The sequence below is a fragment of the Arthrobacter sp. SLBN-112 genome (assembly GCF_006715225.1).
Taxonomy (GTDB): domain Bacteria; phylum Actinomycetota; class Actinomycetes; order Actinomycetales; family Micrococcaceae; genus Arthrobacter.
In genome coordinates, this window is record NZ_VFMU01000001.1 from 3,598,616 (window position 1) to 3,616,343 (window position 17,728).

Here is a 17,728-nt window from a genome sequence, read left to right on the forward strand (position 1 = left end):
CCCTAACGGGATCAGGCGGCAGGACGTCCCCGGAGGTAATCAAGCAGGACAAGGGCGTGGTTCGCGCCGGTGTTACGGGCAGCGTAAAGCAGGGTGACACTGGGGTGGCCGGCGGCAAGTTCCAGCAGCGTCTCCACCGCGGGATTTGAATCCAGTTCCAGCCGGTAGCGTTCGCTGAATTCGGCGAACCGTTCGGGGCGGTGGTTGAAGTCCTTGCGCAACCCTGCGGACGGGGCCACGTCCTTGAGCCAGAGGTCGATGGCCGCGTCCTCCCTGGGCAGCCCCCGCGGCCAGAGCCGGTCCACCAGCACCCGGAAGCCGTCGTCGTCCGCCGGTGGATCGTAGATGCGCTTGATGCGGAAAGTGCCGTGCCGTTGGACCATACGCCGCATGCTACCCGCCTTCACATCCGCCGTGGCGGGACGGGTTGGGTGGGATGGAAGCAGGCATGAAAGAATTGCCCAATGGCTGAACACACGCAGGGTACAGACACGCCCACCACCGCCCCCATTAACGTTCCGGACAAGCCGGCCCTCGAGGGCCTCGAAACGGCGCTCACCCAGCGCTGGCTGGCCGAGGGAACCTACAAGTTCAACCCCGACACCACGCGGGAGCAGGTCTACTCGATCGACACTCCCCCGCCCACCGCGTCGGGATCCCTGCATGTGGGCCACATGTTCTCCTTCACCCAGACTGATGTCCAGGCGCGCTACATGCGCATGACCGGCAAGAACGTCTTCTACCCCATGGGCTGGGACGACAACGGCCTCCCCACGGAACGCCGTGTGCAGAACTACTACGGCGTCCGCTGCGATCCCGCCATTCCCTACAACGCCGACTACCAGCCGCCCGCCCAGCCGGCCAAGAACCAGCGCGATTTTGACGTCGTGTCACGCCAGAACTTCATCGAGCTCTGCGAGGAACTCGCTGTTGAGGACGAGAAGGTCTTCGAAAACCTGTTCCAGACCCTGGGCCTGTCGGTCGACTGGGACCTGACCTACCGCACCATCGACGACACCTCCCGCGCTGTGTCCCAGCGCGCCTTCCTGGCCAACCTGGCCGCCGGCGACGCCTACATGGCCGAAGCGCCCACGCTGTGGGACGTCACGTTCCGCACGGCGGTGGCGCAGGCCGAGCTTGAGGACCGCGAGGTTCCCGGCGCCTACTACCGGTACCCCTTCTTCACCGGGGACGGGGACAAGATCTTCATCGAGACCACACGCCCCGAACTGCTCGCTGCCTGCGCCGCACTTGTGGCAAACCCCGACGACGAGCGGTACCAGCCGTTGTTCGGCAAGACTGTGAAGTCCCCGCTGTTCGACGTCGAGCTCGAGGTCAAGGCCCACCCGCTGGCCAAGGCTGACAAGGGCTCCGGCATCGCCATGGTCTGCACCTTCGGCGACCTGACCGACGTCACCTGGTGGCGTGAACTCCAGCTTCCCACCCGCGCCATCATGGGCCGCGACGGCCGGATCACCGCCGAGACCCCCGAATGGATCACCAGCGACGCCGGCAAGGAAGCGTACGCCGCGATCGCCGGCAAGACCGCCTTCTCCGCCAAGGAAGCCGTGGTGGAACTGCTCAAGGAAGCGGACCTGCTGGACGGTGAGCCCAAGAAGATCACCCACCCGGTGAACTTCTTCGAGAAGGGCGACAAGCCCCTGGAAGTGGTCACCTCCCGCCAGTGGTACATCCGCAACGGCGGCCGTGACGAGGACCGCCGCCAACGCCTGATCGGCCGGGGCAAGGACATCGACTTCCACCCGTCCTTCATGCGCTCCCGCTACGAGAACTGGATTGCCGGCCTGAACGGTGACTGGCTGGTTTCCCGCCAGCGGTTCTTTGGTGTGCCGATCCCCGTGTGGTACCCGCTCGACGCACAGGGCAACCCGGAGTATGACAACCCCATCCTGCCCTCCGACGCGATGCTGCCCGTTGATCCCGCAGCGGACGCTGCCCCCGGCTTCGAGGAGGCACAGCGCGACCAGCCCAACGGCTTCACGGGCGACGCCGACGTCCTGGACACGTGGGCCACTTCCTCGCTGACCCCGCAGATCGTGGGCGGCTGGAGCCGTGACGAGGACCTGTTCGCCAAGGTCTACCCGTTCGATCTCCGCCCCCAGGGCCACGACATCATCCGGACCTGGCTCTTCTCCTCGGTGGTGCGCGCCGATGCCCTGCAGGACTGCGCGCCGTGGAAGCACGCGGCCATCTCCGGCTGGATCCTGGACCCGGACCGGAAGAAGATGTCCAAGTCCAAGGGCAACGTGGTGGTCCCCACCGATGTGCTGAACGAGTACGGCTCGGACGCGGTCCGCTACTGGGCTGCCTCGGCCCGGCTTGGCGCAGACACCGCCTACGAGATCGCGCAGATGAAGATCGGCCGCCGCCTGGCCATCAAGCTGCTCAATGCCTCCAAGTTCGTGCTGAACCTGGGCGCCACCGAGAACTCGGTGCTTGGCGGCGACCTCTCCGTCCTGGCCAACCCCTTGGACCGGGCGCTGCTGGCCCAGCTGGCCGACGTCGTTACCCAGTCCACCAAGGCGTTCGACAACTACGACTACGCCCGCGCCCTGCAGCTCACCGAGACGTTCTTTTGGCAGTTCACGGACGACTACGTGGAACTGATCAAGGACCGCGCCTATGGAGCGGCCGGCGAAGCCGAACAGGCGTCCGTGCTGGCTGCCCTGGCCACCACCCTGGACACCCTGCTGCGGCTCTTCGCGCCGTTCCTGCCCTTCGCAACGGAGGAAGTCTGGAGCTGGTGGCGCAAGGGGTCGGTGCACCGGGCCGCCTGGCCGGCTGTGCTGGAGATCCCGGGCGGGGACACCACCATGCTGGCAACCGTGGGCGTGGCCCTCAGCGGTGTCCGCAAAGCCAAGTCCGAGGCGAAGGTTAAGCAGCGGACGGAGGTCCTTTCCGCAACCATCACGGCACCGGAGGCCCTGACTGCCCAACTGCAGGCGGGACTGGCCGATCTGAAGGCGGCGTCCAACGCGCGGGAGATCACCCTGGTGGTGGGCGACGGGGACCTTGCGGTGACTGACGTGGACCTCGCTCCGAGCGACGAACCCGCCAAGGCCTGACAACCGTCCGGATCCAGCAAGCTCCATTTCCGGGCAAAGGGGAAGCCCCATCAGCGTTTTGCCGTTGGTGGGGCTTCGACTTTCGGCCATCTTGTGACGTTATCTCGATGGTCTGGCAAGATCCTCTGAACTCCAGGTCTTGCTACACCGTCACTGGTAGCTTGCATTCAACTTTGCCGATGGCTGCGTCAAATTACATATCACTGGATCTTTGGTTCCTGCGTCCCGCTTCTTTCGAAGTGGGTAAGAAACATTCTTCTCCTGCCCCATGGCATGCACAAGGGCCCTGGCAGAACTACACGGTGGTAGTTCTGCCGGGCCCTTGGTAGGTCACCCGCGAGCGGCGAGTGGGCGATCAGTCGAATTCCGGGCTCTCCGTGCGGCTGCGCTTCAGCTCGAAGAAGTGCGGGTAGGCGGCGATGGCGGTGGTGGCATCCCAGATCCTGCCGGCTTCCTCGCCGCGGGGAATGCGGGTCAGCACAGGCCCGAAGAACGCGGTTCCGTTGAACGCGACCACGGGCGTGCCTACGTCCTGGCCCACCAGCGAGATGCCTTCCTCATGGCTGGCCCGCAGCTGGGTGTCATATGCGTCGGTGGTGCCGGCATCTGCCAGGGAGGCGGGCAGCCCGCACTCAGCCAGGGCCTTGGTGATGACCTGTGCCCGGTCCTTTTCGCCCTGGTTGTGGATCAGCGTGCCCATGGCGTCGTAAAGCGGCTTGATGACCTGCGGGCCATGCTCTTCCCGGGCGGCGATGATCACGCGGACCATGCCCCAAGCGTTGTCCATGGACTCCCGGTAGGCCGGCTCCAGGTCGCGTCCCTCATTCAGGACGGCGAGGCTCATGACGTGCCACTCCGTCTCGATATCGCGGACGGCTTCCACCTCGCCGATCCAGCGGGATGTGACCCAGGCGAACGGGCAGAGGGGGTCGAACCAGAAGTCGGCTTTGTTCTTTGCAGGTGCAGTCACGAAGGTCCTCTCGGTCAGGCAGACTTACGGCGCTTGGCCACGTGCGGAATCATGGTGGGTTCGGCGCCCCGCAGGACCACGTCCTCGGTGATCACCACGCTGGCCACGTCCTCGCGGCTGGGGAGATCGAACATGACGGGAAGCAGCACTTCCTCCAGGATGGCGCGGAGGCCACGGGCACCGGTGCCGCGCTCCAGGGCCTGGTCCGCAATGGCTTCCAGGGCGGTGTCGTCGAACACCAGCTCCACGCCGTCGATCTGGAACATCTTCTGGTACTGCTTCACCAGCGCGTTCCTGGGCGTGGAGAGGATCTGGATCAGGGCGTCCCGGTCCAGGTTGGACACCGTGGTGATTACCGGGAGGCGGCCGATGAATTCCGGGATCAGGCCGAATTTCAGCAAATCCTCCGGCATGACTTCGCCGTAGGAGTCTATCTTCTTGCTGGCCTCGTTCAGTGGCGCGCCGAAGCCGATGCCCTTGCGGCCGGAGCGGGAGCCGATGATCTCTTCGAGGCCTGCGAAGGCGCCGGCCACGATGAACAGGACGTTCGTGGTGTCGATCTGGATGAATTCCTGGTGCGGGTGCTTCCGTCCGCCCTGGGGCGGGACAGAGGCGACGGTTCCTTCCAGGATCTTGAGGAGCGCCTGCTGCACGCCCTCGCCGGAAACGTCACGGGTGATGGAGGGGTTCTCGCTCTTGCGGGAGATCTTGTCGATCTCATCGATGTAGATGATGCCCTGTTCGGCCTTCTTGACGTCATAGTCTGCGGCCTGGATGAGTTTGAGGAGGATGTTTTCCACGTCCTCGCCCACATAGCCGGCCTCGGTCAGTGCGGTGGCGTCCGCGACGGCGAACGGCACGTTCAGGCGCCGGGCAAGGGTCTGGGCCAGGTAGGTCTTGCCGCAGCCGGTGGGGCCGATAAGGAGGATGTTCGACTTGGCGATTTCGACGTCGTCGTGGTGCGCGCCGTCCCCCAGGCTCCCGGACTTGGGGGCGTGGCCCGCCTGGATGCGCTTGTAGTGGTTGTAGACCGCGACGGCGAGGGAACGCTTTGCGGGCTCCTGGCCGATGACGTATTCCTGCAGGAAGTCGAAGATTTCGCGCGGCTTGGGCAGTTCAAAGCTGCCGAGGTCTGCGACCTCCGCGAGCTCCTCTTCGATGATTTCGTTGCACAACTCGATGCACTCATCACAGATGTAGACACCGGGCCCGGCAATGAGCTTGCGCACCTGCTTCTGGCTCTTTCCACAGAAAGAGCACTTCAGCAGATCCGTGCTCTCGCCAATCCGAGCCATATGTGAACCCCTTAGTATCCTGCTGCCAGGCAGCCCTGCACCGTTGCTGAAATCGTTGGCCGGCCCCAGTGGGCCGGTTTGTGACAACATCCACTCTAGGTCACATTCGCCCTCAAGGGTGGAAAGAAAAGGCCGGTGCGGCCAAATGAACTGGCCGCACCGGCTTTGCGTACTGCTACCTCGTGATCGCCTGGGGCTTGATCTTGCGTGAATCAAGCACCTGGTCGATCAGGCCGTAGGCCTGTGCCTCTTCAGCCGTGAGGATCTTGTCGCGCTCGATGTCGTTGTTGACCTGCTCCGACGTGCGGCCGGAGTGGTGGGCCAGCGTGTCCTCGAGCCAGGACCGCATGCGCATGACCTCGGCCGCCTGGATCTCCAGGTCGGAGGCCTGGCCGCCCTGGCCGCCGGACAGTGCCGGCTGGTGGATCAGGACTCGGGCGTTGGGCAGTGCCAGGCGCTTGCCCGGGGTACCGGCGGCCAGCAGGACGGCAGCGGCGCTGGCGGCCTGGCCCAGGCAGACGGTCTGGATTTCGGGGCGGATGTACTGCATGGTGTCGTAGATCGCCGTCATGGCAGTGAACGACCCGCCCGGGGAGTTGATGTACAGGGTGATGTCGCGGTCCGGGTCGGTGGACTCAAGGACCAGCAGCTGGGCCATGATGTCGTCGGCGGAGGCGTCATCAACCTGCACCCCGAGGAAAATGATGCGGTCCTCGAACAGCTTGGTGTACGGGTCCTGGCGCTTGAAGCCGTAGGGCGTGCGCTCCTCGAACTGCGGCAGGACGTAGCGGCTGGACGGAAGATTGCCGGCGGACCACCCGAAGTTGTAGTTCATTGTCTTTGCTCCTGATCGAAGTGTTCTGGTTGCCGGTTAGTTCTGGGAGGCTGGGTCGCCGGAGGACCCGTTGGACGTTCCGCCGCCGCCGGACACCGAACCGGCGTGCGCGGCGATCTTGTCGAAGAAGCCGTATTCGAGGGCCTCGGTGGCGGTGAACCACTTGTCGCGGTCGTTGTCCTTGAGGATGGTTTCAACGGACTGGCCGGTCTGCTCCGCCGTCAGTTCCGCCATGACCTTCTTCATGTGCAGGATGAGCTCGGCCTGGATCTTGATGTCCGAGGCCGTGCCGCCGATGCCGCCGGAGGGCTGGTGCATCAGGACGCGGGCGTTGGGCGTGGCGTACCGCTTGCCCTTGGTACCCGAGGAAAGCAGGAACTGGCCCATGGACGCGGCAAGGCCGGTGGCAACGGTCACGACGTCATTGGGAATGAACTGCATGGTGTCGTAGATGGCCATGCCTGCGGTGACGGAGCCGCCGGGCGAGTTGATGTAGAGGTAGATGTCCTTTTCCGGGTTCTCGGCCGAAAGCAGGAGCAGCTGCGAGCAGATCGCGTTGGCGTTGTCATCACGCACCTCCGAGCCCAGCCAGATGATCCGCTCCTTGAGAAGGCGGTTGTAAATGTAGTTGTCCTGGGCTGCAGGATCGACGGTCGCCATCCGGGGGGCCTCTGAGTGCTGTGACATGTTTACTTACCTCTCACTGGTGACGGTGACATCACTGAAAATCACTACTTGGACACTAACCGGTTTCCCCGGCGTTTTGTTCGTGCACCGAGGGCTGTTCGCTGACGGCGCACGATGACCGAATTGACGCCGTGCTGCTTGAGGTCCAACGCGAACGGCCCCCGAATCGAAAGGATCCAGGGGCCGCTGCTGCGGGTGGTTAAGGACTAGGCCTTGGCCTCTGCGGTGGCGTCCTCAGCCTCGACAACCTCGGCCTCGGGGGCTTCGGTTGCGTCAGTGTCGGCTGCCTCTGCAGCGGGGGCTTCCTCGCCGCCGGGGCGGACGAAGTCGCTGAGGTCAACGGTGTTGCCCTCGGCGTCGGTCACGGTGGCCTGGCCCAGGACGACGGCCAGTGCCTTGCGGCGGCGGACCTCGGAGACCATCATGGGGACCTGGCCGCTCTGGTCGATGATCTGGGCGAACTGGTTGGGGTCCATGCCGTACTGGCTGGCGGTGGTGACGATGTAGTCGATCAGCTCGTTCTGGCTGACGTTGACTTCTTCCTTTTCGGCGATGGCGTCAAGGATGATCTCGTTCTGGAAGGCGCGGGCCGTGTTGGCGCGGACCTCTTCGCGGTGCTCCTCGGTGTCGTGCTCGCCGTCTCCGTGGCCGTTGCCCTCCTGGAAGTGGGCTTCGAGCTGCTCTTCGACCACCGAGTCCGGAACGGGAACCTCAACCATCTCAACCAGCTTGTCCAGGACCTTGTCGCGGGCCTCAACGCCCTGCTCCACGATCTTGGAGTCGGCGGACTGCTTGGCCAGGTCCTCGCGGAGTTCGGCGAGAGTGTCGAATTCGGAGGCGAGCTGGGCGAAGTCATCGTCCGCCTCGGGCAGTTCACGTTCCTTAACGGCCTTCACCACAACCTTGACCTGGGCGGCTTCGCCGGCGTGGTCGCCGCCAACCAGGGTGGTGTCGAAGATGGCGTCCTCGTCCGCGCTGAGGCCGGTCACGGCCTCGTCCATGCCCTCAAGCATGGTGCCGGCGCCAACTTGGTAGGACAGGCCTGCAGCGGAGTCCACTTCCTCGCCGTCGATCGTGGCGGTGATGTCGATGGTGAGGAAGTCACCGTCGGCTGCGGGACGGTCCACGGACTTGAGTGTGCCGAAGCGGCCGCGCAGTTCGTCCAGGGCCTTGTCCACATCGGCTTCGGAGGATTCCGCAGCCGCAACCTGGACCTCGATGCCGGAGTAGTCCGGGAGTTCGATCTCGGGACGGACGTCAACCTCAGCGGCGAACTTCAGGCCGCCGTCGGTGGCGGAGGGATCGGGCACCTCGGTGATCTCCACCTCGGGACGGCTCAGGGGGCGGATGCCCGACTCCTGCACGGCGGCCTGGTACCAGCCGTTGAGGCCGTCATTGATGGCCGTCTCCAGGACGTAGCCGCGGCCGACGCGCTGGTCGATGAGCTTGGCAGGAACCTTGCCCTTGCGGAACCCGGGAACCTGGATCTGCGACGCAACGGTCTTGTAGGCCGAGTCGATGCTGGGCTTCAGTTCCTCAAAGGGGACCTCAACATTGAGCTTGACCCGCGTGGGGGTGAGGTTCTCGACAGCGCTCTTCACGGTCTAAGTACTCCTGGGTTGTGGGATTGGTTTCTGCTAACGCAATGGATCTCCAGGCCTACCGGACCTGGTCACGCAGAGTCGGGGTGACAGGATTTGAACCTGCGACTTCCTGCTCCCAAAGCAGGTGCTCTAGCCAAGCTGAGCTACACCCCGTAAGTGCACAGGCAAGTCTACGGTGATACGCGTCGCGAATGCACATTTGACACGTAGGCCATGGATTAGGTTTAGTTGTATCCGGCTTGAACAGCCAGCCCGGAGTTTCCGCGAAAAACGGATCTTCCTTCGGGGACGTAGCTTAATGGTAAAGCCTCAGTCTTCCAAACTGATTACGCGGGTTCGATTCCCGTCGTCCCCTCCATAGACAACGAATGGCCCCTCCACAGAGGGGCCTTTCGTGTTTAAGCCGGAGCCGGCAAGAACCGTCGTGGGGCGCTTTGGCGGCGTCACGGCAACAATGTACGACGGCGGGCGGCGTGTCCGTGTCGAAGTGCCCCGTTTCTGCGTGGCGGAAGAGGAACGGCTAGTCCCGCGGCTGTTGGCAGTAGGGGCACCAGTAGAGGTTCCGCCCGGCCAGGTCGGCGATGAGCACGACGGTGCGGCACACCCTGCAGGGCAGGCCGTGCCGTTTGTAGACGAAGTGGGCATCATCCCGGCCGGGGAAGTGGGCGCTTTTGGGCGGCACCGGCGCCCCGGCTGCGGCGGCCTTGGCTGCGGTGGTGCCATCGAGGGGCCAGTATTTCGGCGGCGTGGTGATGATGCGGCCGTCCGCCACGCCGTCGCCCATGACGGCAACAATGTCGCGCCAAAGCTTCCGGACGTCGCTGTCCGGGAGTGACGCTCCGGGCAGCCAGGGGTCCAGCCGGCGGCGGAACAGGACTTCGGCGCGGTAGACGTTCCCGACGCCGGCAATCACCTTCTGGTCCATCAGCAGGGCGGCCAGCGGCGTCTTCCGTGCCTGGACGTTGGCGGCAAAACGGCCGGCGTCGCCGCGGAGGTTCCGCAAGGGGTCAGGTCCCAGCCGCGCCAGGACGGCGCGGGATTCTGCCGCGGTGATGGTTTCGCAGGTAGTGGCCCCCCGAAGATCGGCCCAGCCGTGGCTCCCGGCGAGCCGGACCCGCACGGCCCCGACGGGCGCCGGCGGGCCCGCGTAACGCGCGCCGCCGCCGTCGTCCGCGTCAGCGAAATCCTCCTGCTCGCCGACCCGCCGTGGCGCACCAATGCTGGAGGCCCCGCTGAAGGTGCTGTCACCGCCGAAGCTCCAGGCACCGTACAGGCCCAGGTGGACGTGCAGCACCAACGTGTTGTCGAAGTGCAGGAACAGGTGCTTTCCGTGCGCCTCGGCGGCGAGCAGGGTATGCCCGTCCAGCAGCGCCGCTCCCCCGCTGAACCTGCCCTGGGGGCTGGAAACAGCAAGCGTGTGACCGGCGAAGACGTCGCCGAACTGGCGCGCGAGCCTGCGGACGGAATGGCCCTCAGGCACTACTCGATGACCTCGCCGGTTGCCTCGTAGGCCGCAATCTTGCCGATCCTGCGCACGTGGCGCTCGTCATTGCTGAACGGCTCGGACAGGAACGCCTCGATCAGTTCCGTGGCTTCCTCCACCGTGTGCTGGCGTCCGCCGACAGCCACGACGTTGGCGTCGTTGTGCTCGCGGGCCAGGGTGGCGGTGGAAAGGTTCCACGCGAGGGCTGCGCGGACGCCCTTGACCTTATTGGCTGCGATCTGCTCACCGTTGCCCGAACCGCCCAATACGATGCCGAGGGCGTGGACGCCCGCCTGCTGGTCCGCAACCACAGCGAGGGCAGCGTTGATGCAGAAGGAAGGGTAGTCGTCCTGGGCGTCGTACACCTTGGGCCCGTGGTCCACCACCTCGTATCCCTTGCCGGTCAGGTGGGACACCAGGTGGGCGCTGAGCTCCATGCCTGCGTGGTCGGTGGCGATGTGGACCCGCGGGAAGGCAGGGGAAGAAGTCACGTGCAAAGTCCGTTCGGTTGTGGGAGCTGGCGGCCCGCCGTGTGGAGGCCGGAACGACACCGATAAGGATACTAGGAGCGGCCCCGGTCAGGACTCCGGACGCCCTGCGGCGGGTGGAGTGTTCCCGCCGCCGCGGGCCCTGGCGGCTACCCGGGTGAGGACTTCGGCCAGCCGTGCGGCGGAGTCCTGGCTGCCGCCGCTGACGGCCAGGCGCTGGCCGTCAGTCTTGCTCACGACGACGGCGGGGCCGCTGCTGACCAGCATGGCGGCGGTCCCGCGGTGGTGGCGGTAGCCCCACCCGCCATAGTCAGCGGCCCGCACTTCCGCGGCGCTGGCATCCGAAATGGCGCCGGCGGGCACATCCATGACGGGGACTACCCCCGCCAGCAGGACCTTCAGCCCGCGCCGGTCGGCCCGGATCCGGGCGAAGAGGAACGCGGCCCCGACGAGGGCCAGGACCACCAGCAGGATTCCCAGCCACGGCACCGCCAAAGCGATGAGGGCCGCCGGGAAGAGAGAGGCGATGGCGATCATGACAAAGACCGAACTCCTGGCGTGGACCCAGAGCCGGATACTGTCCCTGGCAAGGTCGGGGTCCAGTTCCCTGGTGATGGCGGCCTGCAGCGCCCGGTCGTCGTCCGGCGACCATTGCCGGTCGGCTTTGTAGACCATGGCCATGGCGACGCCCAGCGACACGGCCGCGCCGCTGCCGAGGGCGAGGACGGTCATGTCCACCCGCGACTGCCGGGCATCGGCCAGCCCGGTCTGCCCGATGAGGCCCGCCGCAAGGGCAGAGGTAATGAACAGGCTCAGGAACAGCCCGGCCCCCATCATGATCCTGCGCATCATCACCGGCCTGCCCAGCGGGACGGCCTGCAGCAGGACCAACCAGCCTGCGACGACAATCAGTGCGGCGCCGACCCCCACGTAGGCGCCGAAGGGCGCGAAGTTGGCACCGCCGTCGTCCGTCCACCGGATGGCGAGCGGCTCCGGAAGCTCCGGGCGCAGCAACGACGCGCAGTAGACGAAGGCGGCGGCCAGGACGAGGGGGAACCCGACGGCGAAGCGCAGGGCCTTCGTATCCACCGAATCCAGCAGCTTTCCCATGTATTTAACGCTACCCCTGCGGCCGCCCGGCCAACCGCCCTAAGGGCAACGGAGGCGGCTGTGAGCTGCGCAACTTGCCAAGGATCCCAAGGATGGAAGAATGCATCACAGTGCCGGAACCGGGACCACCGGCCGGCAGCCGAACTTTTCTGGAGGCCCTCCTTTGCCAGGTATGAACCTGACGCGCGCCGAAGCCCGTGAGCGCGCCGAACTGATCACCGTCGAGTCCTACGATGTCAGCCTGGACCTGACCCGCGGCGGAGAGGTCTTTGGCAGTACCACCACTGTGAGATTCACGGCATCGCCGGGTGCAGCCAGCTTCATCGATGCAGTGACCCGGGCCGTGCACAGCGTCACCCTGAACGGCCGCAGCCTTGACCCCGCCACAGTGTCCGATGGCGTCCGGATCCAGCTTTCCGGCCTGGCGGAGCACAACGAGCTGACCGTGGTGGCCGACATGCCCTACATGAACACCGGCGAAGGCCTGCACCGGTTCGTGGACCCGGTGGACAACGAGGTCTACCTGTACACCCAGTTCGAAGTTCCCGACTCGCGCCGGATGTTCGCCGTCTTCGAGCAGCCGGACCTGAAGGCAACGTTCGCCTTCACCGTCACGGCGCCCTCCCACTGGGACGTTGTCTCCAACTCCCGCACCCCCGAACCCGTGCAGGCCGCTCCCGCGGAGGACGGGACGGCCCGGTCCGTGTGGACGTTCGCGCCGACGCCCCGCCTGTCCTCCTACGTCACGGCCCTGGTCGCCGGTCCGTACCAGTCCGTCCGCAGCGAGGTCACCAGCTCGGACGGCCGCATCATCCCGCTCGGCGTCTTCGCGCGGAAGTCCCTGATGCAGTACCTGGATGCGGAGAACATCTTCGAACTCACGCGGCAGGGCTTCGGGTTCTTCGAGGAACAGTTCGGCTGCCCCTACCCCTTCGAAAAGTACGACCAGCTGTTCGTGCCGGAATTCAATGCCGGCGCGATGGAGAACGCCGGGGCGGTGACCATCCTGGAAGGCTACGTTTTCCGCAGCAAGGTCACCGGCGCCCAGATCGAGCGCCGCGCCATCACCGTGCTCCACGAACTGGCACACATGTGGTTCGGCGACCTGGTGACCATGCGGTGGTGGAACGACCTGTGGCTCAACGAGTCCTTCGCCGAGTACATGTCCCACCTGGCAGCGGTGGAAGCCACCTCCTTCACCAGCGCCTGGACCACCTTTGCCTCCGTGGAGAAGTCCTGGGCCTACCGCCAGGACCAGCTGCCCACCACGCACCCGATCTTCGCCGAGATCAACGACCTGCAGGACGTTGAGGTTAACTTCGACGGCATCACCTACGCCAAGGGCGCCTCGGTGCTCCGGCAGCTGGTGGCCTGGGTTGGCCCCGAACAGTTCATGGCCGGCGTCCGCGAATACTTCGCCAAACACTCCTGGCAGAACACAGAACTCCGCGACCTGCTGGTGGAGCTGGAGAAAGCCAGCGGCCGGGACCTGGAGGACTGGGGCCGGCAGTGGCTGGAAACGGCGGGCGTGAACACGCTGAGCCCGGAGCTGGACGTGGAGCCCGACGGCAAGCTGCGGTCCTTCGCGATCCTGCAGTCCGCGGTGCCCGAGTGGCCCACCATCCGCCCGCACCGCCTGGCCGTGGGCTTCTACAACCTGGACAGCGGCGGCAAGCTCACCCGGGTGCACCGCGAGGAGTTGGATGTCGACGGCGAACGCACCGAAGTGCCGGCGCTTGCCGGCCGAGTCCAGCCGGACCTCATCCTCATCAATGACGACGACCTGGCGTACGCCAAGGTGCGCCTTGATGCGAAGTCCCTGGCCACCGCCACCGCCCACCTGAAAGATTTCGGCGACAGCCTGCCCCGGACCCTGGTGTGGAACTCCGCATGGGACGCCGCCCGTGACGGCGAGACTGCTGCACGGAAGTACGTGGAGCTGATCCTGTCCAACGTCGCCGCGGAAACGGACTCCTCGGTGATCCTGGTCCAGCTGCGCCAGCTGGCCACCACCCTCAACTTCTATGTGGCCGAAGAACACCGCGAAGCCACTGCGGTTGCCGCCGTGGACCGGCTGTGGGACCTGGCTTCGGAGGTTCCCGGCGGGTCCGACGCCCAGCTGCAGTTCATCAAGTCCTTCGCGCTGCTGGCGCGCAGCGCGTCCCAGCTGGACCAGGTGGCCGGCCTCCTGGACGGGTCGGTAGTCCTGGACGGGCTGGCCGTGGACCAGGACCTGCGGTGGGAACTCGTGGCGTCCCTGGTGGCCGGCGGCCGGATGGGACAGGAAGGCATCGACGCCGAACTGGCACGGGACAACACCTCCAGCGGACAGAATGCGGCGGCGCTGGCCAAGGCGGCCATCCCCACCCCGGAGGCGAAGGCCGCGGCCTGGGAGTCCATCGTGGTCAAGGGAGAGCTGTCCAACGCGCTGCAGGGATCGGCGGTAACGGGCTTCATGCGCGTGCTGGACCGCACGCTGCTGGAACCGTACTCGGAAAAGTACTTCGCGGCCGTGCCGGCCATCGTGGCAACCCGGACCCACGCACTCGCCCAGCAGATCGTCGTCGGCCTCTATCCGGCGCTGCTGACCACGCAGGCCACCATCGACCGGACGGACGGATTCCTGGCGTCGCTGCCGGCGGAAAGCGCCGCGCTGCGGCGGATGATGCTGGAGAACCGCGACGGCGTTGCGCGCGCCCTGCGTGCCCGGGCCGCCGATGTTATCCAGGACGGCAGTCCCCAGTGAGCCTTGATGAGCACCGGTATGCGCTGACAGTCCAGTGGACAGGCAACCGGGGTGACGGCACCTCGTCCTATCGGGCCTATTCCCGGGACCACGACGTGCTCATTCCGGGCCTGCCGGTCCTTAAGGGCTCGGCGGACCCGACATTCCACGGGGACCGGGAACGCTACAACCCCGAGCAGCTCCTGCTGGCTGCGCTGGCGCAGTGCCACATGCTGTCCTATCTGCATGTGGCCGTGAAGCACGGCGTGGTAGTCACCGATTACCGGGACGAGGCAACCGGGCTGATGCGGCTGAACCGGGACGGCAGCGGCCAGTTCGAGCGGGTGGTGCTGCATCCGCACGTGACGGTGGCCGATCCCGGGCAGGCCGGCCTGGCGGCGTCCCTGCACCACGAGGCGAACCAAGTCTGCTTCATCGCGCGCAGCGTGAATTTCCCGGTGGAGCACCAACCGGTGACGGTGGCGGCTTAGGCTCCGCCTCCGTTGTGGAGCATCTCCACGAGGCGCCGTTCGGTGGCAGGTGACAGGCCGGCTTTCCGGGGCCGGTCCAGCCCGCGGATGCGTTCATCACCCAACGTGTCCGCCAGGGTTTCCTGCCAGGGCCGCAGCACCATTCCTGCGGCCCTGGCCGCCCGGTTGCTGCGGGCCATGAAGCCATCGTGGCCCGGCGGGAGCCAGAGCGGAAGGGACTCCGGACCGGACCAGTAGTTGACGCCGTGTTCCGCCAACCACTCTTCACCGGCGGTGATGATGGTGCTGTTGGCGCCGGACGCTGCCCGGCAGGCGCTGATGAGTTCGGCAAAGGACACCTGGTCCCCCATGGCGTTCAGTGGACCGGTTATCCCTTCCTCTGCCGCGAGCAGGATCCAGGCCGCCAGGTCACGGACGTCGATCACCTGCGTGGGGTGGTGGCCGATGTCCGGGACCAGTACCGCCTTGGAGTTGCGGGCAAAGCGGGCGGGCCAGTAGCCGTAGCGGTCGGTGGGGTCGCCGGGGCCGCTGATCAGGCCCGCCCTGCACAGGTGGGCCCTGCCGTTTGTTGCATCCAAGGTGGCTTCTTCGATGGCCACCTTGGACTCGCCGTAGTTTTCCGGAGTGGACCGCTGCGCTGGGGCCAGCGCAGGCAGCAGCTCCGCGCCTTCCGCGGCTCCGGGGACGGAATGGTCAGCGTACGCCGAGCAACTGGAGACGAAGGTCCAGTGCGCTGCTTTCTCCGCAAGGCCGGCCAGTGCCTGCCGGGCAGGCTCGGGATCCCGGGCAACCTCGATCACGGCGTCCCATTCGCCGGCAACTTCCGGGTAGGCCGCCGGGCCCCTTGAGCGGTCGGCGCTGACCCAGTGGGCGCCCTGCGGCGGTTCGCCCGATGTTCCCCGTGCCAGGCACGTCACGTCATGCCCTGCCGCAACCGCTTGGCTGGCGATTTCCCTGGAGAGGAAGACGGTTCCGCCGAGGATCAGAATGCGCATTGCCCCACGCTACGGGGGCTAGGGTTGAAAGAGAACAGAGCAATACCGCTAGGAGCTATTTCCACCCATGGTCAGCATGTTGTCCATCCTTCCCCCTGCCAACACCCAGCCGGACGGCATCAGCGTCCCGGGCATCGTGATCAGCCTCGGCATCGGCGTCGCCGTCTGGCTGGTAGCCACCTTCATCATCTCCCGCATCACCAGGCGCATCGCTGCCGGAAGCAATTTCTTCAAAAAGCCCATGTTTAAATGGGTGGCGCCGGCCATCCGCGCCCTGGACCATGAGCGGCGGGTGCAGCGCGCCGAAACCATCGGTTCGCTGCTGAACAGCGTGGTGGGCGTGCTGGTGGTGATCATCACCGGAATGTACGTGCTGCAGAACCTGGACATCGACATCACTCCGCTGCTGACCAGCGTGGGCATCCTGGGTGTTGCCATTGGCTTCGGCGCCCAGCAGCTGATCCGCGACTTCCTGGCCGGCATTTTCATTACCATAGAAGACCAGTACGGGATCGGCGACATCATCGAAACCAGCGAGGTGGTGGGCGTGGTGGAGTCCATGGGTTTGCGGATCACCCGCGTCCGCTCCGACGACGGCGCCATCTGGTACCTGCGCAACGGCGAGATCCTCCGGGTGGGCAACCGCTCGCAGGGACGGTACGTTCCGCTGCACGAGTCCGACGACGGGACCACCGACCAGGGCTCGGCCCATGTTGATACCAAGAAGACAGACCAGAAAGCCGGGGAATAGCATGTCGCTTCCCATCGAACCGCGCCCGGGGCAGCGGCCCCAGTTGATTCAGAACGACCCCTTCAGCAAGCCAGGCTACACCGACAGCTTCTATGACGCGGTGGGCGGCCACGAGACGTTCGTGAAGCTCATCGATGTCTTTTACGACGGCGTGGCCACGGATCCGCTGCTCCGGCGGATGTATCCGGAGGAGGACCTGGCCCCGGCAAAGCGCCGCTTCCTGATGTTCCTGGAGCAGTATTGGGGCGGGCCCACAACCTATGGCGAGGAGCGCGGACACCCGCGCCTGCGCATGCGGCATATGCCGTTCAAGGTGACGCCCGAGGCCAAGGACCGCTGGCTGTTCCACATGCGCACGGCCGTGGACGCCCTGGAGCTGCCACCGCTGTACGAGGGCACGTTGTGGGAGTACATGGAGCGGGCGGCGCTGTCCATGGTAAACAGCGCTTCAGAGGACTGATTGCCGGGCGGCCGGGACCTGGAATGGTTCCGGCCGCTTTCAGCTACAGCAGGCCGCTGCCGGTCCGTGCCAGGACGTGCCCGCGTGGACCGGTAAGCCGGAACCAGCGGCCGGCGCGGTACAGCTTCTGGTCGCCGTCGGCCAGGAAGCCCAGTGCGAAAGCTGCGAAGGCCGCTCCCGCGGGCAGGCCGGTGCCGTCCAGTTCCCGGCCCCAAACAGCCGCCCGGGCGTTGTTCACGATAAGGGCGCCCGGTTTATCCGGCACAATCCCTGCCACCTCCGCGATGCCCGCCTCCGCCGCCACCCTTAAGCCGGCATCACTGACAGCCCCCAGCAACTCCCATCCGCCCCGTGGGGCGCCCACTCCCGTCCATGATTCGGTGACGGTGGTTGGCGGAACCGGCAATTCGACGTCGTTCTCCCCCGCACGTGCCAGCCGGTCCAGGACGGCGGACAGGGCAACGGTGACATCCGTTGCGGATGGTTCCGCAAGCGCCATGGTGCGCAGGCCCAGGATGGTGGGGGTCGATTCGCCGAGGAGCCTGGGCCGGAGGACACACACGTAGGCGGCCAGCACGGAACCGGCTGCCTGCAGGCGGATGGCGCCGTCGTCGATGGCCTTGGCCCTGGTGGCGAACGTCCTCAGGTCGGCAAGATCCCGGGGATCGGCGAAACGGAAGGACGAGGTGAGAAGTTCAGACACACCTAAACACTACCGGCTGCGCTCCGGTTGAGTGGCTCCCCGGGC

General features: G+C 66.0%; 16 protein-coding genes and 2 tRNA genes. 6 read left to right on the forward strand and 12 right to left on the reverse strand.

Annotated features, from left to right (window positions below; translation table 11 throughout):
• Nucleotides 1-11: 11 nt before the first annotated feature.
• On the reverse strand, nt 12-392 hold the full coding sequence (locus FBY33_RS16530; RefSeq protein ID WP_142031484.1) for a DUF488 domain-containing protein: 381 nt from the start codon (nt 390-392) through the stop codon (nt 12-14).
• A gap of 72 nt (nt 393-464) precedes the next feature.
• Here FBY33_RS16530 and valS point away from each other — a divergent pair, with 72 nt between their 5' ends.
• Nucleotides 465-3,086: a valine--tRNA ligase gene (gene valS, locus FBY33_RS16535; protein ID WP_142031485.1), complete on the forward strand. Its 2,622-nt coding sequence runs from the start codon at nt 465-467 to the stop codon at nt 3,084-3,086.
• A 355-nt stretch (nt 3,087-3,441) separates the two neighbouring features.
• Here the strand turns inward: valS and FBY33_RS16540 are convergent, their stop codons facing one another.
• From FBY33_RS16540 to FBY33_RS16565, 6 genes are all read right to left on the reverse strand, one after another.
• A complete protein-coding gene (locus tag FBY33_RS16540; RefSeq protein WP_142031486.1) occupies nt 3,442-4,056 on the reverse strand; it encodes a mycothiol-dependent nitroreductase Rv2466c family protein in 615 nt (204 codons plus the stop codon).
• A gap of 14 nt (nt 4,057-4,070) precedes the next feature.
• Nucleotides 4,071-5,351 (reverse strand): ATP-dependent Clp protease ATP-binding subunit ClpX, encoded by a 1,281-nt coding sequence (clpX, locus tag FBY33_RS16545; RefSeq protein ID WP_056336242.1) that lies wholly within the window; start codon nt 5,349-5,351, stop codon nt 4,071-4,073.
• 175 nt (nt 5,352-5,526) lie between these two features.
• Nucleotides 5,527-6,186, reverse strand: a complete 660-nt coding sequence (locus FBY33_RS16550) for an ATP-dependent Clp protease proteolytic subunit (protein ID WP_018769476.1) — start codon at nt 6,184-6,186, stop codon at nt 5,527-5,529.
• Nucleotides 6,187-6,222: 36 nt separating this feature from the next.
• On the reverse strand, nt 6,223-6,846 hold the full coding sequence (locus FBY33_RS16555) for an ATP-dependent Clp protease proteolytic subunit (RefSeq protein ID WP_142032969.1): 624 nt from the start codon (nt 6,844-6,846) through the stop codon (nt 6,223-6,225).
• A 233-nt stretch (nt 6,847-7,079) separates the two neighbouring features.
• Nucleotides 7,080-8,474 (reverse strand): trigger factor, encoded by a 1,395-nt coding sequence (tig, locus tag FBY33_RS16560; RefSeq protein ID WP_142031487.1) that lies wholly within the window; start codon nt 8,472-8,474, stop codon nt 7,080-7,082.
• 81 nt (nt 8,475-8,555) lie between these two features.
• Nucleotides 8,556-8,630 (reverse strand) — tRNA-Pro (locus FBY33_RS16565).
• Between the two features lie 131 nt (nt 8,631-8,761).
• Between FBY33_RS16565 and FBY33_RS16570 the strand changes: the two genes are divergently transcribed.
• Nucleotides 8,762-8,835 (forward strand) — tRNA-Gly (locus tag FBY33_RS16570).
• 162 nt (nt 8,836-8,997) lie between these two features.
• Here the strand turns inward: FBY33_RS16570 and FBY33_RS16575 are convergent.
• From FBY33_RS16575 to FBY33_RS16585, 3 genes are all read right to left on the reverse strand, one after another.
• A complete protein-coding gene (locus tag FBY33_RS16575) occupies nt 8,998-9,957 on the reverse strand; it encodes an Fpg/Nei family DNA glycosylase (protein ID WP_142031488.1) in 960 nt (319 codons plus the stop codon).
• Nucleotides 9,957-10,451: a ribose-5-phosphate isomerase gene (locus tag FBY33_RS16580; protein WP_056336236.1), complete on the reverse strand. Its 495-nt coding sequence runs from the start codon at nt 10,449-10,451 to the stop codon at nt 9,957-9,959. Before FBY33_RS16580 ends, FBY33_RS16575 begins: the two co-directional genes overlap by 1 nt.
• Before the next feature lie 87 nt (nt 10,452-10,538).
• Nucleotides 10,539-11,558 (reverse strand): hypothetical protein, encoded by a 1,020-nt coding sequence (locus FBY33_RS16585; protein ID WP_142031489.1) that lies wholly within the window; start codon nt 11,556-11,558, stop codon nt 10,539-10,541.
• A 172-nt stretch (nt 11,559-11,730) separates the two neighbouring features.
• Between FBY33_RS16585 and pepN the strand changes: the two genes are divergently transcribed.
• Both pepN and FBY33_RS16595 read left to right on the forward strand, forming a co-directional pair.
• On the forward strand, nt 11,731-14,304 hold the full coding sequence (gene pepN, locus FBY33_RS16590) for an aminopeptidase N (RefSeq protein ID WP_142031490.1): 2,574 nt from the start codon (nt 11,731-11,733) through the stop codon (nt 14,302-14,304).
• Nucleotides 14,301-14,774, forward strand: a complete 474-nt coding sequence (locus FBY33_RS16595; protein WP_142031491.1) for an OsmC family protein — start codon at nt 14,301-14,303, stop codon at nt 14,772-14,774. The genes pepN and FBY33_RS16595 overlap by 4 nt, the downstream gene beginning before the upstream one ends.
• Here the strand turns inward: FBY33_RS16595 and FBY33_RS16600 are convergent.
• Nucleotides 14,771-15,769, reverse strand: coding sequence for an NAD-dependent epimerase/dehydratase family protein (locus tag FBY33_RS16600; protein ID WP_142031492.1), 999 nt, complete (start codon nt 15,767-15,769; stop codon nt 14,771-14,773). The two genes, FBY33_RS16595 and FBY33_RS16600, sit on opposite strands and share 4 nt — an antisense overlap.
• 67 nt (nt 15,770-15,836) lie before the next feature.
• Between FBY33_RS16600 and FBY33_RS16605 the strand changes: the two genes are divergently transcribed.
• Both FBY33_RS16605 and FBY33_RS16610 read left to right on the forward strand, forming a co-directional pair.
• A complete protein-coding gene (locus FBY33_RS16605; RefSeq protein ID WP_142031493.1) occupies nt 15,837-16,520 on the forward strand; it encodes a mechanosensitive ion channel family protein in 684 nt (227 codons plus the stop codon).
• Between the two features lies 1 nt (nt 16,521).
• On the forward strand, nt 16,522-16,980 hold the full coding sequence (locus FBY33_RS16610) for a globin (protein WP_142031494.1): 459 nt from the start codon (nt 16,522-16,524) through the stop codon (nt 16,978-16,980).
• Between the two features lie 43 nt (nt 16,981-17,023).
• On the opposite strand, the gene FBY33_RS16615 is transcribed toward FBY33_RS16610, so the two are convergent.
• Nucleotides 17,024-17,683 (reverse strand): hypothetical protein, encoded by a 660-nt coding sequence (locus FBY33_RS16615; RefSeq protein WP_142031495.1) that lies wholly within the window; start codon nt 17,681-17,683, stop codon nt 17,024-17,026.
• Nucleotides 17,684-17,728 lie beyond the last annotated feature (45 nt).

Excerpts from the sequence above, each read along its gene's own strand:
- clpX (WP_056336242.1), bottom strand. The coding sequence starts at position 5,351 with ATGGCTCGGATTGGCGAGAGCACGGATCTGCTGAAGTGCTCTTTCTGT.
- FBY33_RS16600 (WP_142031492.1), bottom strand. The coding sequence starts at position 15,769 with ATGCGCATTCTGATCCTCGGCGGAACCGTCTTCCTCTCCAGGGAAATC.
- FBY33_RS16550 (WP_018769476.1), bottom strand. The coding sequence starts at position 6,186 with ATGAACTACAACTTCGGGTGGTCCGCCGGCAATCTTCCGTCCAGCCGC.
- FBY33_RS16530 (WP_142031484.1), bottom strand. The coding sequence starts at position 392 with ATGCGGCGTATGGTCCAACGGCACGGCACTTTCCGCATCAAGCGCATC.
- valS (WP_142031485.1), top strand. The coding sequence starts at position 465 with ATGGCTGAACACACGCAGGGTACAGACACGCCCACCACCGCCCCCATT.
- FBY33_RS16605 (WP_142031493.1), top strand. The coding sequence starts at position 15,837 with ATGGTCAGCATGTTGTCCATCCTTCCCCCTGCCAACACCCAGCCGGAC.
- pepN (WP_142031490.1), top strand. The coding sequence starts at position 11,731 with ATGAACCTGACGCGCGCCGAAGCCCGTGAGCGCGCCGAACTGATCACC.
- FBY33_RS16610 (WP_142031494.1), top strand. The coding sequence starts at position 16,522 with ATGTCGCTTCCCATCGAACCGCGCCCGGGGCAGCGGCCCCAGTTGATT.
- FBY33_RS16555 (WP_142032969.1), bottom strand. The coding sequence starts at position 6,846 with ATGGCGACCGTCGATCCTGCAGCCCAGGACAACTACATTTACAACCGC.
- FBY33_RS16585 (WP_142031489.1), bottom strand. The coding sequence starts at position 11,558 with ATGGGAAAGCTGCTGGATTCGGTGGATACGAAGGCCCTGCGCTTCGCC.